Here is a 16,805-nt window from a genome sequence, read left to right on the forward strand (position 1 = left end):
CCTAATTTAACGTCTAAGTCAGCAATGTTTTGAGCGTATCCACGAACATTTCTTCTGTGTCCAAAGTGTGAGTCGAATTGAACTAAGTTTGTGAAGATAAATTGATTTTCTCCATCTTGCATAGCTAATTCAATTGTAGCATCCATTCCTTTTTCATCTGAACCAGATGGAATGTGTCTTGAGATACCTTGTCCAACGAAAATGTCGTTAATTTTACCGATAGAAATAACTTCAACACCTGCTTTTTGTAATTCATTTAAAATCATTTCACGTGGTTGGTTTGCGTAGTCATGTCTGTTGAATGTTCTTGTGTAGTTACCCTCTTCTCCAATGTATGGACGAGCAATAATTCTACCTACGTTTCATTCTGGACGTGATGAACAAATTTCACGTGCAGCTTTTGCATATTTGTATAAGTTATCTAAACCTGTTCATTCTTCATGAGCACAAATTTGAAGAACTGAGTCATTTGATGTATAAACAATGATTGCTCCACGTTCTTTTTCTTCATGTGCTAATTCATTAATAATATCTGTTCCTGATGCAGCTTTGTTTCCGACAATTGGACGTCCATCAAATGCTTTTGATAATTCGTCGATTAATTCTTGTGGGAATCCATTTTCTGCAAATGTAGGAAATGGAACTAATGTTTTAATTCCCATCATTTCTCAGTGTCCTGCTAATGTATCTTTAGCATTTGAAACTTCTTGGATTTTAGCAACATAACCCATTTGGTTTTTTTGTCTGTAATCACCATTTAAGTCTGTAATGTTTCCAATACCTAATTTTCTTCAAGTGTCAATTTTGAATTCATCAACCATTGATGCAGATCTAATTGAGTTTGCACCATCATCTCCAAAACGTTTTTGATCTTTATCTGGTCCAATTCCTAAACCATCTGTAACAATCATAAAAACACGTTTAAATTTAGCCATATTTAATCTCCTTATATAAAAAACTGTAATAATGAAATATGCTTATATTTTATTCCTTTTTTAATTTTATTTATCTATTTTATTTTACTTAAATCATATTTTTAATATTAGCAATCAAAACTTTAATTTATTTAAATTAAATTTCAAATAATATACAATTTAAAATTATGTTAAAAAAGAAAAATAAATTATTTTTATCATTATTAGCAACTCCAGTTGTTGCTTTTCCTATTGTTGCATCAGTTTCTTGTGGTTCAGTAGATGACTTTGAATATAAAGTTTCTAGATTTGATGATCTTGCAAAATATCTTGAAAATAAAGTAAATAATGAAAACCAAACTGAGCTATTCTACTTATTAAAAGCTGTGCAAAATGCAAATGATTCATATAAAGTTGTTAAAGAAAGATTAGCTAAAAAAAGAGATGAGGGTGAAACATTTGCTGCTATTGAATATGAAAAATGAACAGCTACAATTAAAGCTAAAATTAATCAAGTTAACGTACAAGCAGATCTTTTTAGAAAAGTACCAACTTTAGCAAGATCTGATGAGTTTCCTGTTCTAGGACTTTATTTATATATTTACGGTATAAATCCAAGAGAATGAAACTATGTTACTGAAGTTAGTGATTTAATAAATGAATATGTAAATACAAATATTGAAGGTTCAAAAGCAACAGAGTTAATTAATAACATTGCAAATAACCTTTATGTTGTTTCTAAATTTTTAAATAATCAAGAGAATATTGATGCAGTTTTTACCAATAATCCTGAAAACAAAGCTCAATTTGATCGAATTAATGAAGAAATTAAGCAAAAGAAATATTCACACAAAATTCTTAAAGACTTACAAAAGAAAGATGAACAAGAAAAATTTAATGAATACAACAATATGTTATTAAGTCAAGCTAATTTATATTCAGATTCATTAATTAATAATCCAAAAGAGGCTGAATACGCACCTATGATCGAAAAGATTAAATTCATTCTGAACTACAACTTAAATATGATTGCAGTCGTAAATTATTCAATTAATGATATTGTTAGAAAAATTTATTCTTCATTCTACAAGACATATGAATTCAATGAGTTGTTAGATGGTGAACATACAAATATGATCAAGGATAACATCATCAAAAAACCTTTAGATAAATATAGGGAAATGAGTGTTCAATTATCCAAAGTTTCACTTAAAGAGATTGATTTAACTCCATACTATGATGGTAGAATCGATTTTGAAACTAATGAATATGTTCATCAAATAGATAATTACTTAGATAACAAAATCAATGAATTAGTAGCAAAAAGAAAAGAAGAGGAACGTAAAAAGCAACAAGCTGCAAACTCATCTTCAAACGAAATAACTACTCCATCAAATTAATAATAATTCAAAGTCCTGCACAATTTTATTGCGCAGGTTTTTTTATTAAAAATTAAAAAATACCACCTTAAACTTTCTTTTTTAAACTTTTTAAAATAGTTATTTATGTTTCCATTTAAAGCAAGTTAAATTCATTGAGAAAAATCGGACAAATTATCAGAGTTTTTTCAACTTTTTCATGAAAATCACAACTTATTATTAAGCTGAATATTTTTTTCTTAAAGTTCCTCTAGCTAATTGTTAAATATTTGCAAATTTTGACTAATTTTCATCAATTTTGTCTCAATTAATTTAATGTATTAAATTAGTAAAAAATGGAAAAAGTGCATTTTTTTCCATAAAAACTATCAAAAATTCAAAAAAATCAGATTTTGAGTAAGTCTGATTTTTTTTGAATTTTTCACATTTATGAAAAATCTAAAAAATTTTGCTAAAAAAATAAATATTTTTTAAATGCTTGTCTAATTTGGTGTAGAATTATGGTGGATAGTGGGAGGAAGTGGTAAATATGTACGGCGAATACTCAAGAAACATAGATGATAAGAACCGTGTGGTCATTCCACCGGTCTTCAGAGATGAACTCGGTTCGAAAGTTTTTGTTACCATCGGTTTTGATGGTAATGCTGAAATTAGATCAATCGAAGAATACAAAGCTTACATCAGAATGATTGAAGAAAATAATCGTTTTGATAGAAATGCACGTATTCTCGCAAGATACATTTTAGGAAACACTTACGAAATCGACCTTGATAATCAAAACCGTATCTCATTACCAAAAATTATCATTGACAAACTATCCATCAAAAAAGAAGTTATTTTCATTGGTGTAGGTTCAATTGCTGAACTATGATCAAAAGAAAAATACGATGAATTCAACAATCAATACTCTCTTGATGATATAGCAAATATCGCTCAAACTCTTTCAGGTCATGGAACAAAGTAAATTACATTATTCAGTTCTATTAAAGGAAACAGTAGATTCGCTGGATATAAAACCAGATGGAATTTATGTTGATTTAACTGTAGGAATGGGTGGTCACTCATCAGAGATATTAAAAAAACTTACAACAGGTCACTTATATGCTTTTGATAAAGATGATTATGCTTTAGAACAATCAAAAGCAAGACTTGAAAAAATAAGTAATAATTTCACACTTATTAAAAGTGACTTTAAAGATTTTGTTTCAAAATTACACGAACAAAATGTCTTTAAAGTCAATGGAATTATTGCTGACTTAGGAATTTCATCACCACAAATTGATCAAGCAGAACGTGGATTCTCATATAACAAGGATGCAAAACTTGATATGCGTATGAATCAAGCGCAAGAACTTGATGCTTATTATGTAGTTAATTACTATGATGAAGATAAATTGGCTGATATATTATGAAAATACGCTGATGTAAAACTTAATAAAAAAGTTGCGAAGGCCATTTGTAATAATCGTCCAATTAATACTACATTAGAGTTAGTTAATGTCATAAAAAGTGCATATCCAGCTGCATTACTTAGAGAAAAAAATCCAGCTAAAGCAATTTTTCAAGCAATCAGAATTGAAGTTAACAATGAACTTGATTCATTAAAAAAATTACTTGAAAATGCACTTGGTATGTTAGATTCAAACGGAACTTTAAGCATTATTACATTCCATTCTATCGAAGATAAAATGGTAAAAAACGCATTTGCAGAAGTTACCAAATCTAAAATACCATCAAAAATGCCAATTCAAGAACAAAAAGAGTTTATAACTAAATCAATCAAAGCTTCTAAGCAAGAAATTGAAGAAAACAATAGATCAAGAAGTGCAAAACTAAGAATTATTAAAAAATTAAAATAAAGGAGTAATTATGAGCAAGTACATAGCAAACTATCATATAACAGATACAAATGCAGAATTTGTACTTGTTAAATATCAAAACGATAATTACTTCAATGTTTTAAGTCGTACTTCAGAATATAACTCATTTGACATTATAACTTTTGACGCATGATATCAGCAAGCTGGTGTAGCAACAAAAACAGTTGTAAATGATAGTGAGCTAGAGTTAAATGTAATTTTTGATGACAATTTATTTGAAAACTTATCATTTTCAAGATTTATCAACCAATTAGATAATAACAACAATCTAATTAACTCTTCAGAGGTTGAAAAATCACTTGAAAACTTAATGCAAAAACACATTAAATTCTCAAACTTAGAGAATTTCATCTCTTCACCAACAATTAACTGAACAACAGTTAAAGGTGATATTAGCAAAGAATATGCAAATGTACCTACAGATAGAGAGTACACAAAAATTAGTCAAGTATTTTCATTATTTGACACAGGTTTAGATAGAAAAAACTTAGAAACATTAAAAGAAATGTTCGTTAAACCTTATTCAGGAACAAACTTAAGAGTTACTTTCTATCTTAAGTCACAATTAGTTGCAAGTAGAATTACAGATACAGCTGTTCAAAGTATTGCTGTAGACTTAAACAAAAATTATTTATCACTTTTTGTAGTTAAAAATGGAAAAATTTTCAACTACAAAAAATATGACAATATTTCATTAAATTACTTAGTTAATAAATTAGCAAATCATCTTAAGGTAAATAATCAACTAGTTGCCAATATGATTGATTACCACACAAAATTAGATGAATTTTCAAATGGATTTGATGAAGATGCTGAAGTTTACAAATTTGTTGTAGCAAAATACAATGAATTTAAAAAACACTTATCAAACTTAGTTTTAGATTTTTACAATCTAAATAGAAAACATTTAGATTTACCAAACTTAAAAAGTTTAATTGTAAATTCAGAAAATGAATTTATCGCAAATGATTTAAAAGAATCATTTAGCAACAATTTCAATCAGCTACGTGTTCAAAATTTATTAGCTGACAACGCTTTTACTTTATTTACTTTAGAAAACAAATTAATTCAGCAAGCTATTTTACAAAGTAACAATATGCTTATTGAAAAAGATCAAAACAACACTATTATTAGTAGAATAGATTATTCAAGATCAAAAAGAAATATCTTTGCAAGAATTTTTACAAACCTTTTTAACCATAAATAAGGAGTTAAAAAATGGATCAATTAACCCAAAATAGTCCATATAAAAAATGAGAGAACTTTAAAATCACCATCATTGGCGTTGGTGGTGCAGGAAATAATGCAGTAAATATGATGATTGATGAAAATTTGCCAAACATCAATTACATAGCAGCAAACACAGATTCTCAAGCATTAGAATACAGTAAATGTGAAAATAAATTAACTCTTGGAAAAAGTAACAATGGTTTTGGTGCCGGTTCGAATCCAGAACTTGGATTAGAACTTGCTAAAGAAAGTATTGAAGATATTAAAGAAAAATTAAGCGGTTCAAAAATTGTAATAGTAACTGCTGGATTTGGTGGTGGAACAGGTACTGGAGCAGCACCATTAATTGCCCAAATTGCCAAGGAGCAAGGTGCATTAGTATTAGGTATCATTTCTACACCATTCACATATGAAGGTAAAGCAAGAAATAAAATAGCTACAAATGGTATTGAAAATCTTAAACAAAATACAGACGCATATTTGGTTTTATCAAACCAAAAAATTTCAGAATTGAACCCATCAGTTCCGAGTGCAGACTTATACAGATTAGCTAACGTAAGTTTAAAAAATATTGTAGTTGCAATTAATGACATTTTAAACAAAGTAGGATTTATCAACATTGACTTTGCTGATTTTAAAAATGCATTGACAAATTCAGGTAAATCAATCATTAACGTTACACAAGGTTCAGGAGAATCAAAAGTTTCAAAAGCACTTAACAAGCTTTTTGAACCAAACTATTATGATTATCCATTATTCGTACCTTCGAGATTATTAATTAACTTGCAATATGACCAGAATACGACATCAGCTCAAATTCAAGAAGCAATTATGGGTGTTTACAAAAAACTAAACATCGATGAAACTAATGAATCAGAAGCTATCAAAATAGGTCAAGAAATTATCAATACACCACACAATGCAGGATTTTTCAAAATCACTGTAATCGGTTCAGGTGAAGATGAACAAGTTTACAAAAACATCTATGTGCAAGAAGAAAAAGTTGAAGTTATAGAACAAATCAATGAGCTAGAAGGTATCGAACAAGACACAATTATTCTTGAAGATGTCCAAGCTATTATTGAACAAGAAATCAAGTTACAAACTCAAGATACAGAAATTCTTAAAGTTGAAGAAGATGCCGCAGATGCATCAAAAGAAAATCCTTCTATAGAATTATTAAACTACTTCAATATTCCAAACGAAAACGAAGTAGATGATTCAAAAACAAAGGTATGATTTAATTAAAATAATCGATGTCTTTGAAGAATATTTTAATCACAAAATTATGCTAATTTTTCACAGTTCTAAAGAACTGTTTTTTTTATGCAATTTTTGCAATTGCATAATTTAAAATTAGCTAATTTAGCTGATATCAAAATCAAAAATTAATTTGTCAATTAACTAAAACTACTTTCTGCAATGCTTATTTAACTAGTTTAAAAATTTTATTTTTAAAAAAAACAATTTAAAATTATATAAATTAAAAAAGTAAATATACAAAAGGAGTCAATATGGATAAGAAAACTAAAGAAAAAAGAAAATTCATTGACTTAGTTGAATTTAGAAAAAATGAGATAAATAACGCTCGTGTTAAAGCACAAGCAGAAAAAGAAGCATTAGAACACAAAAAATCACAAAAAGCTCTTCCTTGATACAAAAAAGATTTAACTTTTAACATTCTAGGAATAGTTTTCACATTACTTGTAATGGTGCTAATCATCCTAATCGCATATTTTGTTAAAGGTGCATAATGAATGTTGTTGCAATCATTTCATTAGTTATAGGTTGCTTAACTTTTATAGCAATCCTAGGGCTTTTAGGTTACTTCTTAAAACCAATGATTTCTACATTTGTTGGAAATAAAATCAGAAAATCAAAATATGAAAAATTAGGAAAAAGTAGTCAAATTCGTTTAATTAACCAATTAAGAGAAACAGTTGATTACTTATCAAAAAACAAAATTGGTGCTCTTATTACGATTGAAAACAATGACAACATTGATAACTTAAGAACTGATGGTGTTGTTGTTAACGCAAACATTTCAAGTAGTTTGCTTATTTCGATTTTTAACAAAACATCTCCATTGCACGATGGTGCTGTGGTTATTAGAGATAATAAAATCTACTATGCAGCTACATTTTACAAAATCACAAAAAGAAGTTTTGAAGCTAATTATGGTTCAAGACATAGAGCTGCTTTAGGAATTTCTGAACAATCAGATGCAACTACAATTGTAGTTTCAGAAGAAAATGGACAAATTAAAATCATCAAAAACGGAGCAATGATAGATACTGAATTAGATCATTTTCAAGAAGATTTAATTAAGTACTTAAGTGAGTAATATGAACTTCACAGAAGATCAAAAATTAGAGTTAATACAAAATTTAAGAACTCTCATTGCTGCTAAAAAAATTAAAGACGTTAGATTGTTGCTTGAAAAATATCCTCTTGCAGACTTTGCTGAAGCACTTGGGGAATTAACAATCAACGAGCAACTTTACATTTTAAGGGTGCTTAAAACTGAAGATGCTGCTGACGTTTTTGCTTATTTAGATGATGATACAAAAGTTAATTTAGCTCAATCATTCACTCAAGATTGAGGTATGGAAGTTTTACAAGAACTTCAAACTGACGAGTTAGCCGACGTTCTTGAAGAATTACCAGCTAACATTACAAAATACATTTTGTCTAAAACAGATGCAGAAAAAAGACAAAAATTAAATAACATTTTATCTTACGATGATGACAGCATCGGAAGTATTATGAGCGTTGATATGTCTATTCTTAAATCTGATTGAACAGTTAAAAAAGCTATTTCAAAAATCAAAAAAGACTATAGAAGCAACATTGAACTTACACACAACTTCTATGTTGTAGATGACCAAAAGAAATTACTTGGAGACATCACACTTGAAGAATTAGTCTTTGCAGATGATGAAAAAGAAACTTTAGATGAACTTTACAACGTTGTTACAACAGTTCATCCAAATGATAAAAAAGAAAATGCAGCTAACATATTTGCTGACCACGATAGATCAACACTTCCAGTAACTACGGCTGATGGATACCTTATCGGTATGATTACAGCTGACGATGTTATTGATGTTATTCAAGATTCAGCAACAGAGGATATGTATAAGCTTGCCGGGATTAACCCTGAAGCTGCTGAAGAAAGTTATCTTAAAACAACAATTATGCAAATTGTTAAATCTCGTGTTTTATGATTAATTATCTTAATGATTTCAGCTACTTTATCTCAATTTATCATTCAAAAATTCACTGACGTTTCAGAAGGATTTGTTAACGGAATTAATGTTGCAATTTCTTCTGCTATCTTAGTTGGACTTATTCCGATTATTTCAGGAGCTGCTGGAAATGCAGGTTCTCAATCTTCCACAACAATTACTCGTGCAGCATCTTTAGGTGAAATTGGAACTAAAGATATGTGAAAAGTAGTTGGTCGTGAAGTATCCATTGGTGCTATTATTGGTGCGATTATGTTCGTAGTCAATGTAGCCAGACTTTATATTTACTTTGCAATTCCATCATTTAGAGAAAGTGATGGTAAAACAGCAAGTTGAGGAGTTCTTTCATTTGTTATTTTAGCAAGCTCATTATCACTATTTTTTGTAGTTATCTTTGCTAAATTCTTAGGAACAATTATTCCTCTTGTAGCTATTAAATTTAAAAAAGACCCAGCTGTTATGTCTGCTCCAATTTTAGCGACATTATCAGATGCTTTATCAACATTGATTTTCTTTGGTCTTAACATTTTAGTTCTTTTCATAGCTCACAGTGCTCATTGAATTTAAGGAGAATTTATGCAACACGAAACAATTGATATTGAAAAAATCGTTTTATTAGCAGAAAACTACGTGAATGCTAAAAAAGAAGCAAATGAAAACTTAAAATTAATCAAAGAAGAACTAAAGGATGTAGACATTGAAATTTCAAGAACACTATCAACTGGTGGAAAAATTTCATACGTACTATATCAACCTGCTAATTCATTTGACTACAGAGGATACGGAAACTTCTTACATCAATCGATGTTAGAAGGAAGAACTTTTACGCCTGAAGAATTAGATGATTTAATCAAAGAATACGTAGTAGCGAAAGAACCTAAATGAAAATTAAAAATAACTACAAAATAGAAAGGAGATGTTATGCCTGATAATACATTAAATATAGCAATTTGAGTCATCCTTGGTGTTGTTTTACTTGCTTTAGCATCATACATCTTGTACCAGTTCATTAAGGACAAAATTGCAAAGAAAAAACAAAGACAAGCGCACTTTGAATTTACACAAGAAGCAATCGTGTATGTTTATGAACTTAACGTTATGGTTAACAAATTAATCAAACTTAACAAAGTAAAACACGATGAATTTGTACCATCAATTGGTGAATACACAATGTCAGAAATTAACAATAACACTAGAAATATTCTTGTTAAAGTGTTTAAATCACCTGAATTTAGAGAATTCTTATTCAAAAACCCTGCTCACGAAATTTTTATTAAAAACTTAGAACAACTTAGAGATTGCAATTCAAACTTATGAGCTAAAAAAATCCCTAACGTTTTAGAATACTTTAATACAAACCAAGAAAAAGCTTTTGCAGAAGTTAAAAAATACAATGAAGCTTCAATTAATCAAATTTATAAAGAAGAAGCCGAATTACACAACAAAATGGAGGAGATTTTTAAAAATGAGTTCAACAAGGGAAAAGAAAATTAAAAAAGTAAAAGTTGTAAAAGAAAAGAAAAAAATCAGTTTACCAAACTTACTTACATTAATTAGAATCATTTTAGTTGTCCCAATGCTTCTATTAATGTCAATTAGCATTTTATTAATTTACTTAGGAACTGGCCAAGCTGGTGCATCATATTTTGCATTAGAAAATTTACAAAATTTAGGTAGCGTTCTAGGATACAAAATTGCACTTACAATTATTAATTTATTAATCCTTGCAATTTTTATTGGAGCTATGGTCACGGACTACTTTGATGGAGCAATTGCAAGAAAACGTAATTTAGTATCTGCGTTTGGAAAAGTTTGAGATCCAATTGCAGATAAACTAATGGTTAACTTAACACTTGTTTATTTAGCCGTAATTAATGTTTTACCTTTCTGAGCTATGGCACTTTTCTTATTAAGAGATATTATTGTAGATGGTGTTAGAGTATTTTTAGCATCAAAAGGATACGATGTATCAGCAGGTAAATGAGGAAAAATTAAAACGTTTGTTTTAGCTATTGGACTTACAATCACATTAACTGTTACAGTTGGATTGCATTATGCAGCATCAAATGTAGCATCACACGAACAAATGGTTAGATACATTTTAAACATTCCAATTTACGTAGCTTTAGTATTTGCAATTCTTTCAGGAATTTTCTATGTAAGAAAACCATTTAAAGCTGTTAAATTAGTTACAACAACAGAAACAGTTACAACTACACAAACAAAAGTAGTTGAAGAAAAACAACCAGAACAAATTGAACAATCAAAAAAAGAAGTAAATAAACAATAATTTAATTTAAATAAACTAAAATCAAATATCAGTGAACATATCAAGGATTTACAGTGGAATTTATATTAACAAAGAAGTTTTTATGAGAACTATTTGTTGCAGAGTTTTTAGCAGTTACATTTTTTATCAACCATGTCACTTCTACTAACTTATGTAGGCAAAAAATATGCTAAATTAAAATTTATATTTCCATTTACATATGGCTTAGCTACATTTACTGCAGGATTGCTTTCATACTTTATTCTCAGAGTACTTGTCTACCAATTTGAAAATGATTTATACAATGACATTAGTAAAAAAGTTCCTCCTGTTATAAACCCAGTTGTATCTCTTTTTTATGTTTTTATTTACTTATTTAACAAAAACTTAAATAATCAAACAATATTATTCCTCAACTTATTCTTGCTATTTTTAGCACACGTACTTGCTTCGATAGTTTCAGGAAACATCTGAGGCTTAATATCAAGAAAATATAAGAAACTTCAAGTTTCAAATATGAATAAGACTTCAATCAAGACTTATTCAACTTTCAAAGATGTAACACAAATCATTATATTTGCATCAGTCTTATTTACTATTCAACATACAATAACAGAAAACTTAAGCTCATATGTTATGGCTGATACAATAGCTGGATTAACAACTTATGTAGCACTTTTAGCTTTTACACTAGTGTTTAAAGAATTTTCATTCCCAACAAACATCTATGTTTGTGCTGGTTCATTCTTTACTTCATTGCACACAAACAAAAAGATTTGGTATAAAAACTTATTGTATACAGGAATAGTCGTTTCAACATATGTTCTTATTTCAATGATGCTTTCAGGAATATATGCAATCGCAAAATAAAAATAGTCGCAAGACTATTTTTTTTCGATGAAAACAAGCGCCTCAATATGCGGTGTATTAGGAAACATATCAAAACCTTGAATGTAAGTTATTTTATAAGAATTAGCTTCTAAAATTAATTGTAAATCTCTTGTTAATGTCTTAACATCACAAGACATATAAACAATATTTTTGATTTGTTTTTCAATTATTCAATCGATGAATTCTTTACTTATTCCACTACGTGGTGGGTCTAAAATTAAAATGCTGTCCTCTAAATTAGAAACATTCTTAGTGAAATAAACATCAGAAGATATTGTTTTATATTCACCACTAATAGAGTTTAAAAGTTTGTTATTATTTGCATTTTTAATTGCACTTGAGACAATGTCAGAACCATATACATAATTATTTTTGTTAGCAACAATTTGACCAATTGTACCAACTCCACAATATGCATCTAAAATAGTTTTAACATTATTTTTGCTATTTACATACTCTTTTATCTTAGTAAACATCATTGATGCAACAATATCGTTTACTTGAAAGAAAGATTGAATGCTACAAATGAGCTCTTTATCATTCAACTGCATTTTGAATTGCTCTTTTTCAAATAAGACTTGTACACTATGCTTTTTGTTTATACTTAGTGAAATAACTTGTGTAATTTCATGAAGTGATTTAACTAATTTATTAGGTAAATCATAATCAGAGTGAATTGATAAACAAACATCAACTTGATTTTTTGAATTTGCTCTTAATGTGATTTTTTCAAACATTTTCAAGTTTTTTAATTTGCTAGTGTTTTCTAAAAATGTTTGAATTGTATCTAAAATGTGACTGATTGTTTCTTTTATGATTGGTTTAACTAAAAATAAATTATTAGCATCTGTTATTTCATTAGACTTTTGATTAATTTCATTGATAGTCAACTGATTATTTTGAACGCTTAATTTATAAGAAACTTTATTTCTATATTCAAATTGAATTAGAGATTGAGTAAATTTAGAATAAACTTCATTTAAATTTATGTTTTGTAAGTTTCTTTTAAGTAAATTATAGAAATAGTTATTTTTAAATTTGATTTGAGCAGGATATTTTAAAGTGACTAATGGTGCTGATGGAGTTCATTGAAATTCAGAGTTTCTATCATCAGAAAAAGTCAAATGTTTAACAATGCATCCAAATGCATAATTTTTATATAAGTTTGTTATCTTGATAATTGCTTCTTCATTAGGTAATAAATCACTTATGAAAATAGGAAAGTTATTTTCATCTCTATAAATGCCATAACCTTCGTAACTGATTTCACTGCATTTAACTTTTAACTCTTGTCGTAAGATATATTTGTTTATTTTAGACATATTTTTAAGATATAAACCTTTCCATATTGTTTTTCTTTATAAACTTGTAAATTGTCAGGTAATACAATTAAATTAGGTTTATCAGTTTCTAAAATAATTTCGCCATTTTCATTTAGTAAACCTTTTTGTGAAATTGTTAAAAGTGAATTATTGACTAATTCATATTCAACAAATGGAGCATCAATAAAGATAAAATCATAAGTTTTGCTTGTCTTACTTAAAAAATGTAAAGCATCATCATTAAATAAACTTATTTGATTATCTGTTTTAGTTTTAGCAACATTTGCTCTAGTTACAGTAAAAACTTGTCTTTGTTTTTCAACTGCATCAACGTGTTTCGCACCTCTGCTGATAGCTTCAATAGCTCAAGCTCCTGAACCCGAAAACAAGTCTAAACAAGTTGTGTCTTCAATTTCAAATTGAATTGATGAAAAGACAGCTTCTCTGACTTTATCTCCTGTAGGTCTAGTGAATTTTGAATCTGGTTGTTCTATTATTAAGTGACGTAATTTACCTGCTATTATTCTCATTTTAGCTCCTTATAAAAATTCTTTTTAACTATTCATATAGTGATTTTTAAATTATACATTATAATAAAACCATGAGATTGAGATATGATAAAAATGCTGAAGCAAATTTAGCAAATTCCGACTTTTTAATTAAAGAATTTCCAGTTAACTTAAAAGAAAACGATGTTTTAGAAATTGGAGCAGGTAAAGGCGAAATGATTGCTCAATTAGCTCTTCAAAATCCTAATATTACATATTATGCTTTTGAAAAATACCCAACAGTAGCTAATAAAATTCTTAAGAAGATTAATGAACTTAATTTAAAAAATCTTTTCATTATCACTAAAGATGCAAGTAATTTAACTGAATTATTTACAGGTAAAATAGACACGATTTGATTAACTTTTTCAGATCCGTGACCTAAAAAAGCTCACGAAAAAAGAAGATTAACATACAAAACATTTTTAGACCAATATAAACAATTATTATCTGAAAAAGGTTGCTTATACTTTAAAACTGATAATGATAAGTTATTTGAATTTTCAATAGAATCATTGAATGAAAATAATTGAAAGATCATTGATATGACAACTGATTTACATTCATCAAAGTATAATGAAACTAATGTTCAAACAGGATATGAGCAAAAATGATCTTCACTTGGCAAAAACATTAATTTCTTAATCACTAAACCAAATAAGTAATGTTTAAAATTATGAATACTATAATAGTATTCATTTTTTATTATTTTATTAAAGTAAGCTTTTTAGTTTTATAATTTAAATACATAAGTAATTTAAAGTGAATTAGAGGTATTGATGAAGAATAATAGAAGAACAGTAAATAAAAAAGAAAATTACATTTTTAATCAAGGTTAATGACAATGAATTCTACAGGAGTTTGAACAATTTTTATTCTATGAATTGTTATTGGGGTTTTATTAACTCTATCTTCTCTGATTATATTTTACTGTTTCTATTTACCAATAGGTAGAAATTTTAGCAAAGTTGAGAACTGCAGGTGAAAGCAATTAAAATATTGAAATCGCAATAATGCAACAATTAATAAAAAGTATTTAGATGGTTTTTAGCATTAAAAACCTTATACAAAAGATATGAAACATCATTGTCAATTCTTTCATTTTTTAGCTTAATTTATTTTCTAATCTCTTTATCATTCTTTTTTGCATGAATCTATCCTCCTAGTAATTTTCTTAAAAAAGAGGAATCAGATATCGGTTTTCCATTTCCTCTTGTATGGTTTGTTGTATCATCTATACCATTTGGAAGTTGTTTCAGTATCTCTAGAAAACGTTATTTTTTCATAAAATATTCTAGTTATTGAAATGATTTTTTAAAACAAATAACCAATAATTTTAAAGATATAAATTGAACTTATGAATGTGAGTTATTCAAAAAAGATAACAATTTAAAAATAAAAAATAAAGTTGATATTAAGTTAGAGAAGTTAAAAATAATTCCATCATGAGATGTAGATGCAAGTGATAATAATTTTGAAAATAAAAAGAAAACCAAGAAAAAGTATTTTTACATAAATAATACGTGACGCATTTATAAGAATGCAGAAGACATAGGTTATTTCTTGTATAACTTTGATGACATTGAAGAATTTGTAGGAAACGACAATAAAGAAATTTATAAAGATATCTACTATTACTACATTAATGAAATTGAACAAAAACGCAATAAAAAAATAAAGAGAAAATCTAATTCAATTTAACCTGAAGCACCACAGGAGTGGTGTTTTTGTTTTTGGTAAAAGAAAACCACCTGTTTTCACAAGTGGTGTAATAGTATATAAATTAGTTTGATTTTTGAATACGTGGACGAACAACGTGGTAAGGCATTAAAGCGATGAAACGTGCTCTTTTAATTGCATTAGCAACTTTTCTTTGGTGTTTAGCACATGTTCCAGTTGCAGCTTTAGCTTTAATTTGTCCTGTTGCCGTTACATATTTGTGTAATAAATCAACGTTTTTGTAATCAACATATGTCATTTTGTTATCACAGAATTCACATGATCTTCTTCTGTTAATAAAACCTTTTTTGTTTTTGTAAAAAGCCATTCTTATCTCCTTAATTTAAATCCTCAGGTGCTGCGAAAAGATCTTCTAAATCATGTAATTTAGTAGCACCGGTTTTTGGATTAGTATTTTCAAATGTAGCATTCGCAGGTTTATTACGATTCACATCACTTTGTGATGCTTTATAAGTCGGAGTATACGTTTGGGGCGCAGACACCGGAGAAGGAGTTGCGTTTAAAGAACCACCACGAGCTTCTCTGACACTTTTTGACTCTAGAGCGACGATTTGATCTGCAGTAACATCTAACGTTCTTACTATTTGGTTTGTTTGGTTACTGTGATATTGATTTGAATGTAAAGACCCTTCAACTAAAACAAGAGACCCTTTATTCAAATATCTCGCTATGAACTCGGCATTTGATCTTCAAGCAACAACTGGGATAAAGTCAGTAACTTCATTTTGTTGTGCTGAAAAGTTTCTTCTATTAACTGCCACTGTGAAACGTACGTATGGAACACCTTGTGATGTATGTGCTATCGCATTATCTGATGTTATACGGCCTACTATTGTAATTTTATTAAACATAATACCCCCTGTGAATAACTAAACTTTTAAGCATTTAATTATTCAGATGCTTTTGCTTTAACTGTTCTTGTACGAGGTTTTGAAACTTTTTCTTCTGCTGATGCAGCTGATTTTCTTGTTCTACGTACTGGTTTTTTAGTTTCTTTAACAGATTCTTTTCCGTTAAGACCTTTTTCTGTGTCTAAATTAATTACTAAAGCTCTTCAGATATCTTTAATAATATTTGAACGACGTGTAAATTCAGCAATGTCTGAACCTTTAGCATTAACAAATGCTAAAACGTATTGTCCGTGTTTTGACTTGTTGATTTCGTAAGCTAATTCATTTCTTTCAAGTTTTTCAACTTTAGAAATGTTTTCTTTTCCAAAAACTTCGTTTAATAAGTCAACTAAAACTTGAACGTCTGCTTTTGGACTAACGATTGACATAATTTCGTATTTTTGCATTTTCTCTCCTTATGGTCGTTTCTGGGCTAAAAATCTTATAGCCAAGGAGTATCTTTATATACTCTTGTATATTATACAAGAGTGTCA

The 16,805-nt window shown here is 28.2% G+C and carries 20 protein-coding genes; 14 read left to right on the forward strand and 6 right to left on the reverse strand.

What is annotated here, in order from left to right; genetic code table 4:
* The coding region (locus tag VBM88_RS00560; protein WP_323680190.1) for a phosphopentomutase at positions 1 to 935 on the reverse strand (935 nt) is incomplete at its 3' end.
* A 167-nt stretch (positions 936 to 1,102) separates the two neighbouring features.
* Here VBM88_RS00560 and VBM88_RS00565 point away from each other — a divergent pair.
* The 12 genes from VBM88_RS00565 to VBM88_RS00620 all read left to right on the forward strand — a co-directional run bounded on the left by VBM88_RS00565 (position 1,103) and on the right by VBM88_RS00620 (position 11,790).
* Complete coding sequence (locus tag VBM88_RS00565; protein ID WP_323680191.1) at positions 1,103 to 2,314, forward strand: hypothetical protein; 1,212 nt, start codon at positions 1,103 to 1,105, stop codon at positions 2,312 to 2,314.
* A 508-nt stretch (positions 2,315 to 2,822) separates the two neighbouring features.
* A complete protein-coding gene (locus VBM88_RS00570; RefSeq protein WP_257089633.1) occupies positions 2,823 to 3,257 on the forward strand; it encodes a division/cell wall cluster transcriptional repressor MraZ in 435 nt (144 codons plus the stop codon).
* Positions 3,244 to 4,152 (forward strand): 16S rRNA (cytosine(1402)-N(4))-methyltransferase RsmH, encoded by a 909-nt coding sequence (gene rsmH, locus VBM88_RS00575; RefSeq protein WP_323680192.1) that lies wholly within the window; start codon positions 3,244 to 3,246, stop codon positions 4,150 to 4,152. The genes VBM88_RS00570 and rsmH overlap by 14 nt, the downstream gene beginning before the upstream one ends.
* 10 nt (positions 4,153 to 4,162) lie before the next feature.
* Positions 4,163 to 5,380 carry an MAG3720 family protein gene (locus VBM88_RS00580; RefSeq protein ID WP_323680193.1) on the forward strand — a complete coding sequence of 406 codons (1,218 nt, stop codon included), beginning with the start codon at positions 4,163 to 4,165 and terminating at the stop codon, positions 5,378 to 5,380.
* Between the two features lie 11 nt (positions 5,381 to 5,391).
* Positions 5,392 to 6,651 carry a cell division protein FtsZ gene (locus VBM88_RS00585; protein ID WP_323680194.1) on the forward strand — a complete coding sequence of 420 codons (1,260 nt, stop codon included), beginning with the start codon at positions 5,392 to 5,394 and terminating at the stop codon, positions 6,649 to 6,651.
* 266 nt (positions 6,652 to 6,917) lie between these two features.
* Positions 6,918 to 7,157, forward strand: coding sequence for a hypothetical protein (locus tag VBM88_RS00590; protein ID WP_323176435.1), 240 nt, complete (start codon positions 6,918 to 6,920; stop codon positions 7,155 to 7,157).
* Positions 7,157 to 7,747 carry a diadenylate cyclase gene (locus VBM88_RS00595; RefSeq protein ID WP_257089643.1) on the forward strand — a complete coding sequence of 197 codons (591 nt, stop codon included), beginning with the start codon at positions 7,157 to 7,159 and terminating at the stop codon, positions 7,745 to 7,747. Before VBM88_RS00590 ends, VBM88_RS00595 begins: the two co-directional genes overlap by 1 nt.
* A gap of 1 nt (position 7,748) precedes the next feature.
* Positions 7,749 to 9,218 (forward strand): magnesium transporter, encoded by a 1,470-nt coding sequence (gene mgtE, locus VBM88_RS00600; protein WP_323680195.1) that lies wholly within the window; start codon positions 7,749 to 7,751, stop codon positions 9,216 to 9,218.
* Positions 9,219 to 9,227: 9 nt separating this feature from the next.
* Positions 9,228 to 9,560 carry a hypothetical protein gene (locus tag VBM88_RS00605; RefSeq protein ID WP_323176433.1) on the forward strand — a complete coding sequence of 111 codons (333 nt, stop codon included), beginning with the start codon at positions 9,228 to 9,230 and terminating at the stop codon, positions 9,558 to 9,560.
* Between the two features lie 12 nt (positions 9,561 to 9,572).
* A complete protein-coding gene (locus tag VBM88_RS00610) occupies positions 9,573 to 10,145 on the forward strand; it encodes an MHJ_0274 family protein (protein WP_323680196.1) in 573 nt (190 codons plus the stop codon).
* A complete protein-coding gene (gene pgsA, locus VBM88_RS00615; RefSeq protein WP_323680197.1) occupies positions 10,117 to 10,941 on the forward strand; it encodes a CDP-diacylglycerol--glycerol-3-phosphate 3-phosphatidyltransferase in 825 nt (274 codons plus the stop codon). Before VBM88_RS00610 ends, pgsA begins: the two co-directional genes overlap by 29 nt.
* 132 nt (positions 10,942 to 11,073) lie before the next feature.
* Positions 11,074 to 11,790, forward strand: a complete 717-nt coding sequence (locus VBM88_RS00620) for a hypothetical protein (protein WP_323680198.1) — start codon at positions 11,074 to 11,076, stop codon at positions 11,788 to 11,790.
* 14 nt (positions 11,791 to 11,804) lie between these two features.
* On the opposite strand, the gene rlmD is transcribed toward VBM88_RS00620, so the two are convergent.
* Both rlmD and rsmD read right to left on the reverse strand, forming a co-directional pair.
* Positions 11,805 to 13,133: a 23S rRNA (uracil(1939)-C(5))-methyltransferase RlmD gene (gene rlmD / locus VBM88_RS00625; protein WP_323680199.1), complete on the reverse strand. Its 1,329-nt coding sequence runs from the start codon at positions 13,131 to 13,133 to the stop codon at positions 11,805 to 11,807.
* The gene (rsmD, locus tag VBM88_RS00630) at positions 13,121 to 13,663 is read right to left on the reverse strand and encodes a 16S rRNA (guanine(966)-N(2))-methyltransferase RsmD (RefSeq protein ID WP_323680200.1); all 543 of its coding nucleotides are present in this window, start codon (positions 13,661 to 13,663) and stop codon (positions 13,121 to 13,123) included. Before rsmD ends, rlmD begins: the two co-directional genes overlap by 13 nt.
* Before the next feature lie 71 nt (positions 13,664 to 13,734).
* Here rsmD and trmB point away from each other — a divergent pair, with 71 nt between their 5' ends.
* Positions 13,735 to 14,346, forward strand: coding sequence for a tRNA (guanosine(46)-N7)-methyltransferase TrmB (gene trmB, locus VBM88_RS00635; protein WP_323680201.1), 612 nt, complete (start codon positions 13,735 to 13,737; stop codon positions 14,344 to 14,346).
* A 421-nt stretch (positions 14,347 to 14,767) separates the two neighbouring features.
* Positions 14,768 to 15,382, forward strand: a complete 615-nt coding sequence (locus VBM88_RS00640; RefSeq protein ID WP_323680202.1) for a hypothetical protein — start codon at positions 14,768 to 14,770, stop codon at positions 15,380 to 15,382.
* 82 nt (positions 15,383 to 15,464) lie between these two features.
* Here the strand turns inward: VBM88_RS00640 and rpsR are convergent, their stop codons facing one another.
* The 3 genes from rpsR to rpsF are packed head-to-tail and all read right to left on the reverse strand — an operon-like array spanning position 15,465 to position 16,718.
* Positions 15,465 to 15,728 (reverse strand): 30S ribosomal protein S18, encoded by a 264-nt coding sequence (rpsR, locus tag VBM88_RS00645; RefSeq protein WP_257089673.1) that lies wholly within the window; start codon positions 15,726 to 15,728, stop codon positions 15,465 to 15,467.
* 10 nt (positions 15,729 to 15,738) lie between these two features.
* Positions 15,739 to 16,272, reverse strand: coding sequence for a single-stranded DNA-binding protein (locus tag VBM88_RS00650; RefSeq protein ID WP_323176426.1), 534 nt, complete (start codon positions 16,270 to 16,272; stop codon positions 15,739 to 15,741).
* Positions 16,273 to 16,310: 38 nt separating this feature from the next.
* A complete protein-coding gene (gene rpsF, locus VBM88_RS00655; protein WP_323176425.1) occupies positions 16,311 to 16,718 on the reverse strand; it encodes a 30S ribosomal protein S6 in 408 nt (135 codons plus the stop codon).
* Positions 16,719 to 16,805: the final 87 nt, after the last annotated feature.

This window comes from Mycoplasma sp. 1232, from assembly GCF_034863345.1.
Taxonomy (GTDB): domain Bacteria; phylum Bacillota_I; class Bacilli_A; order Mycoplasmatales; family Metamycoplasmataceae; genus Mycoplasmopsis.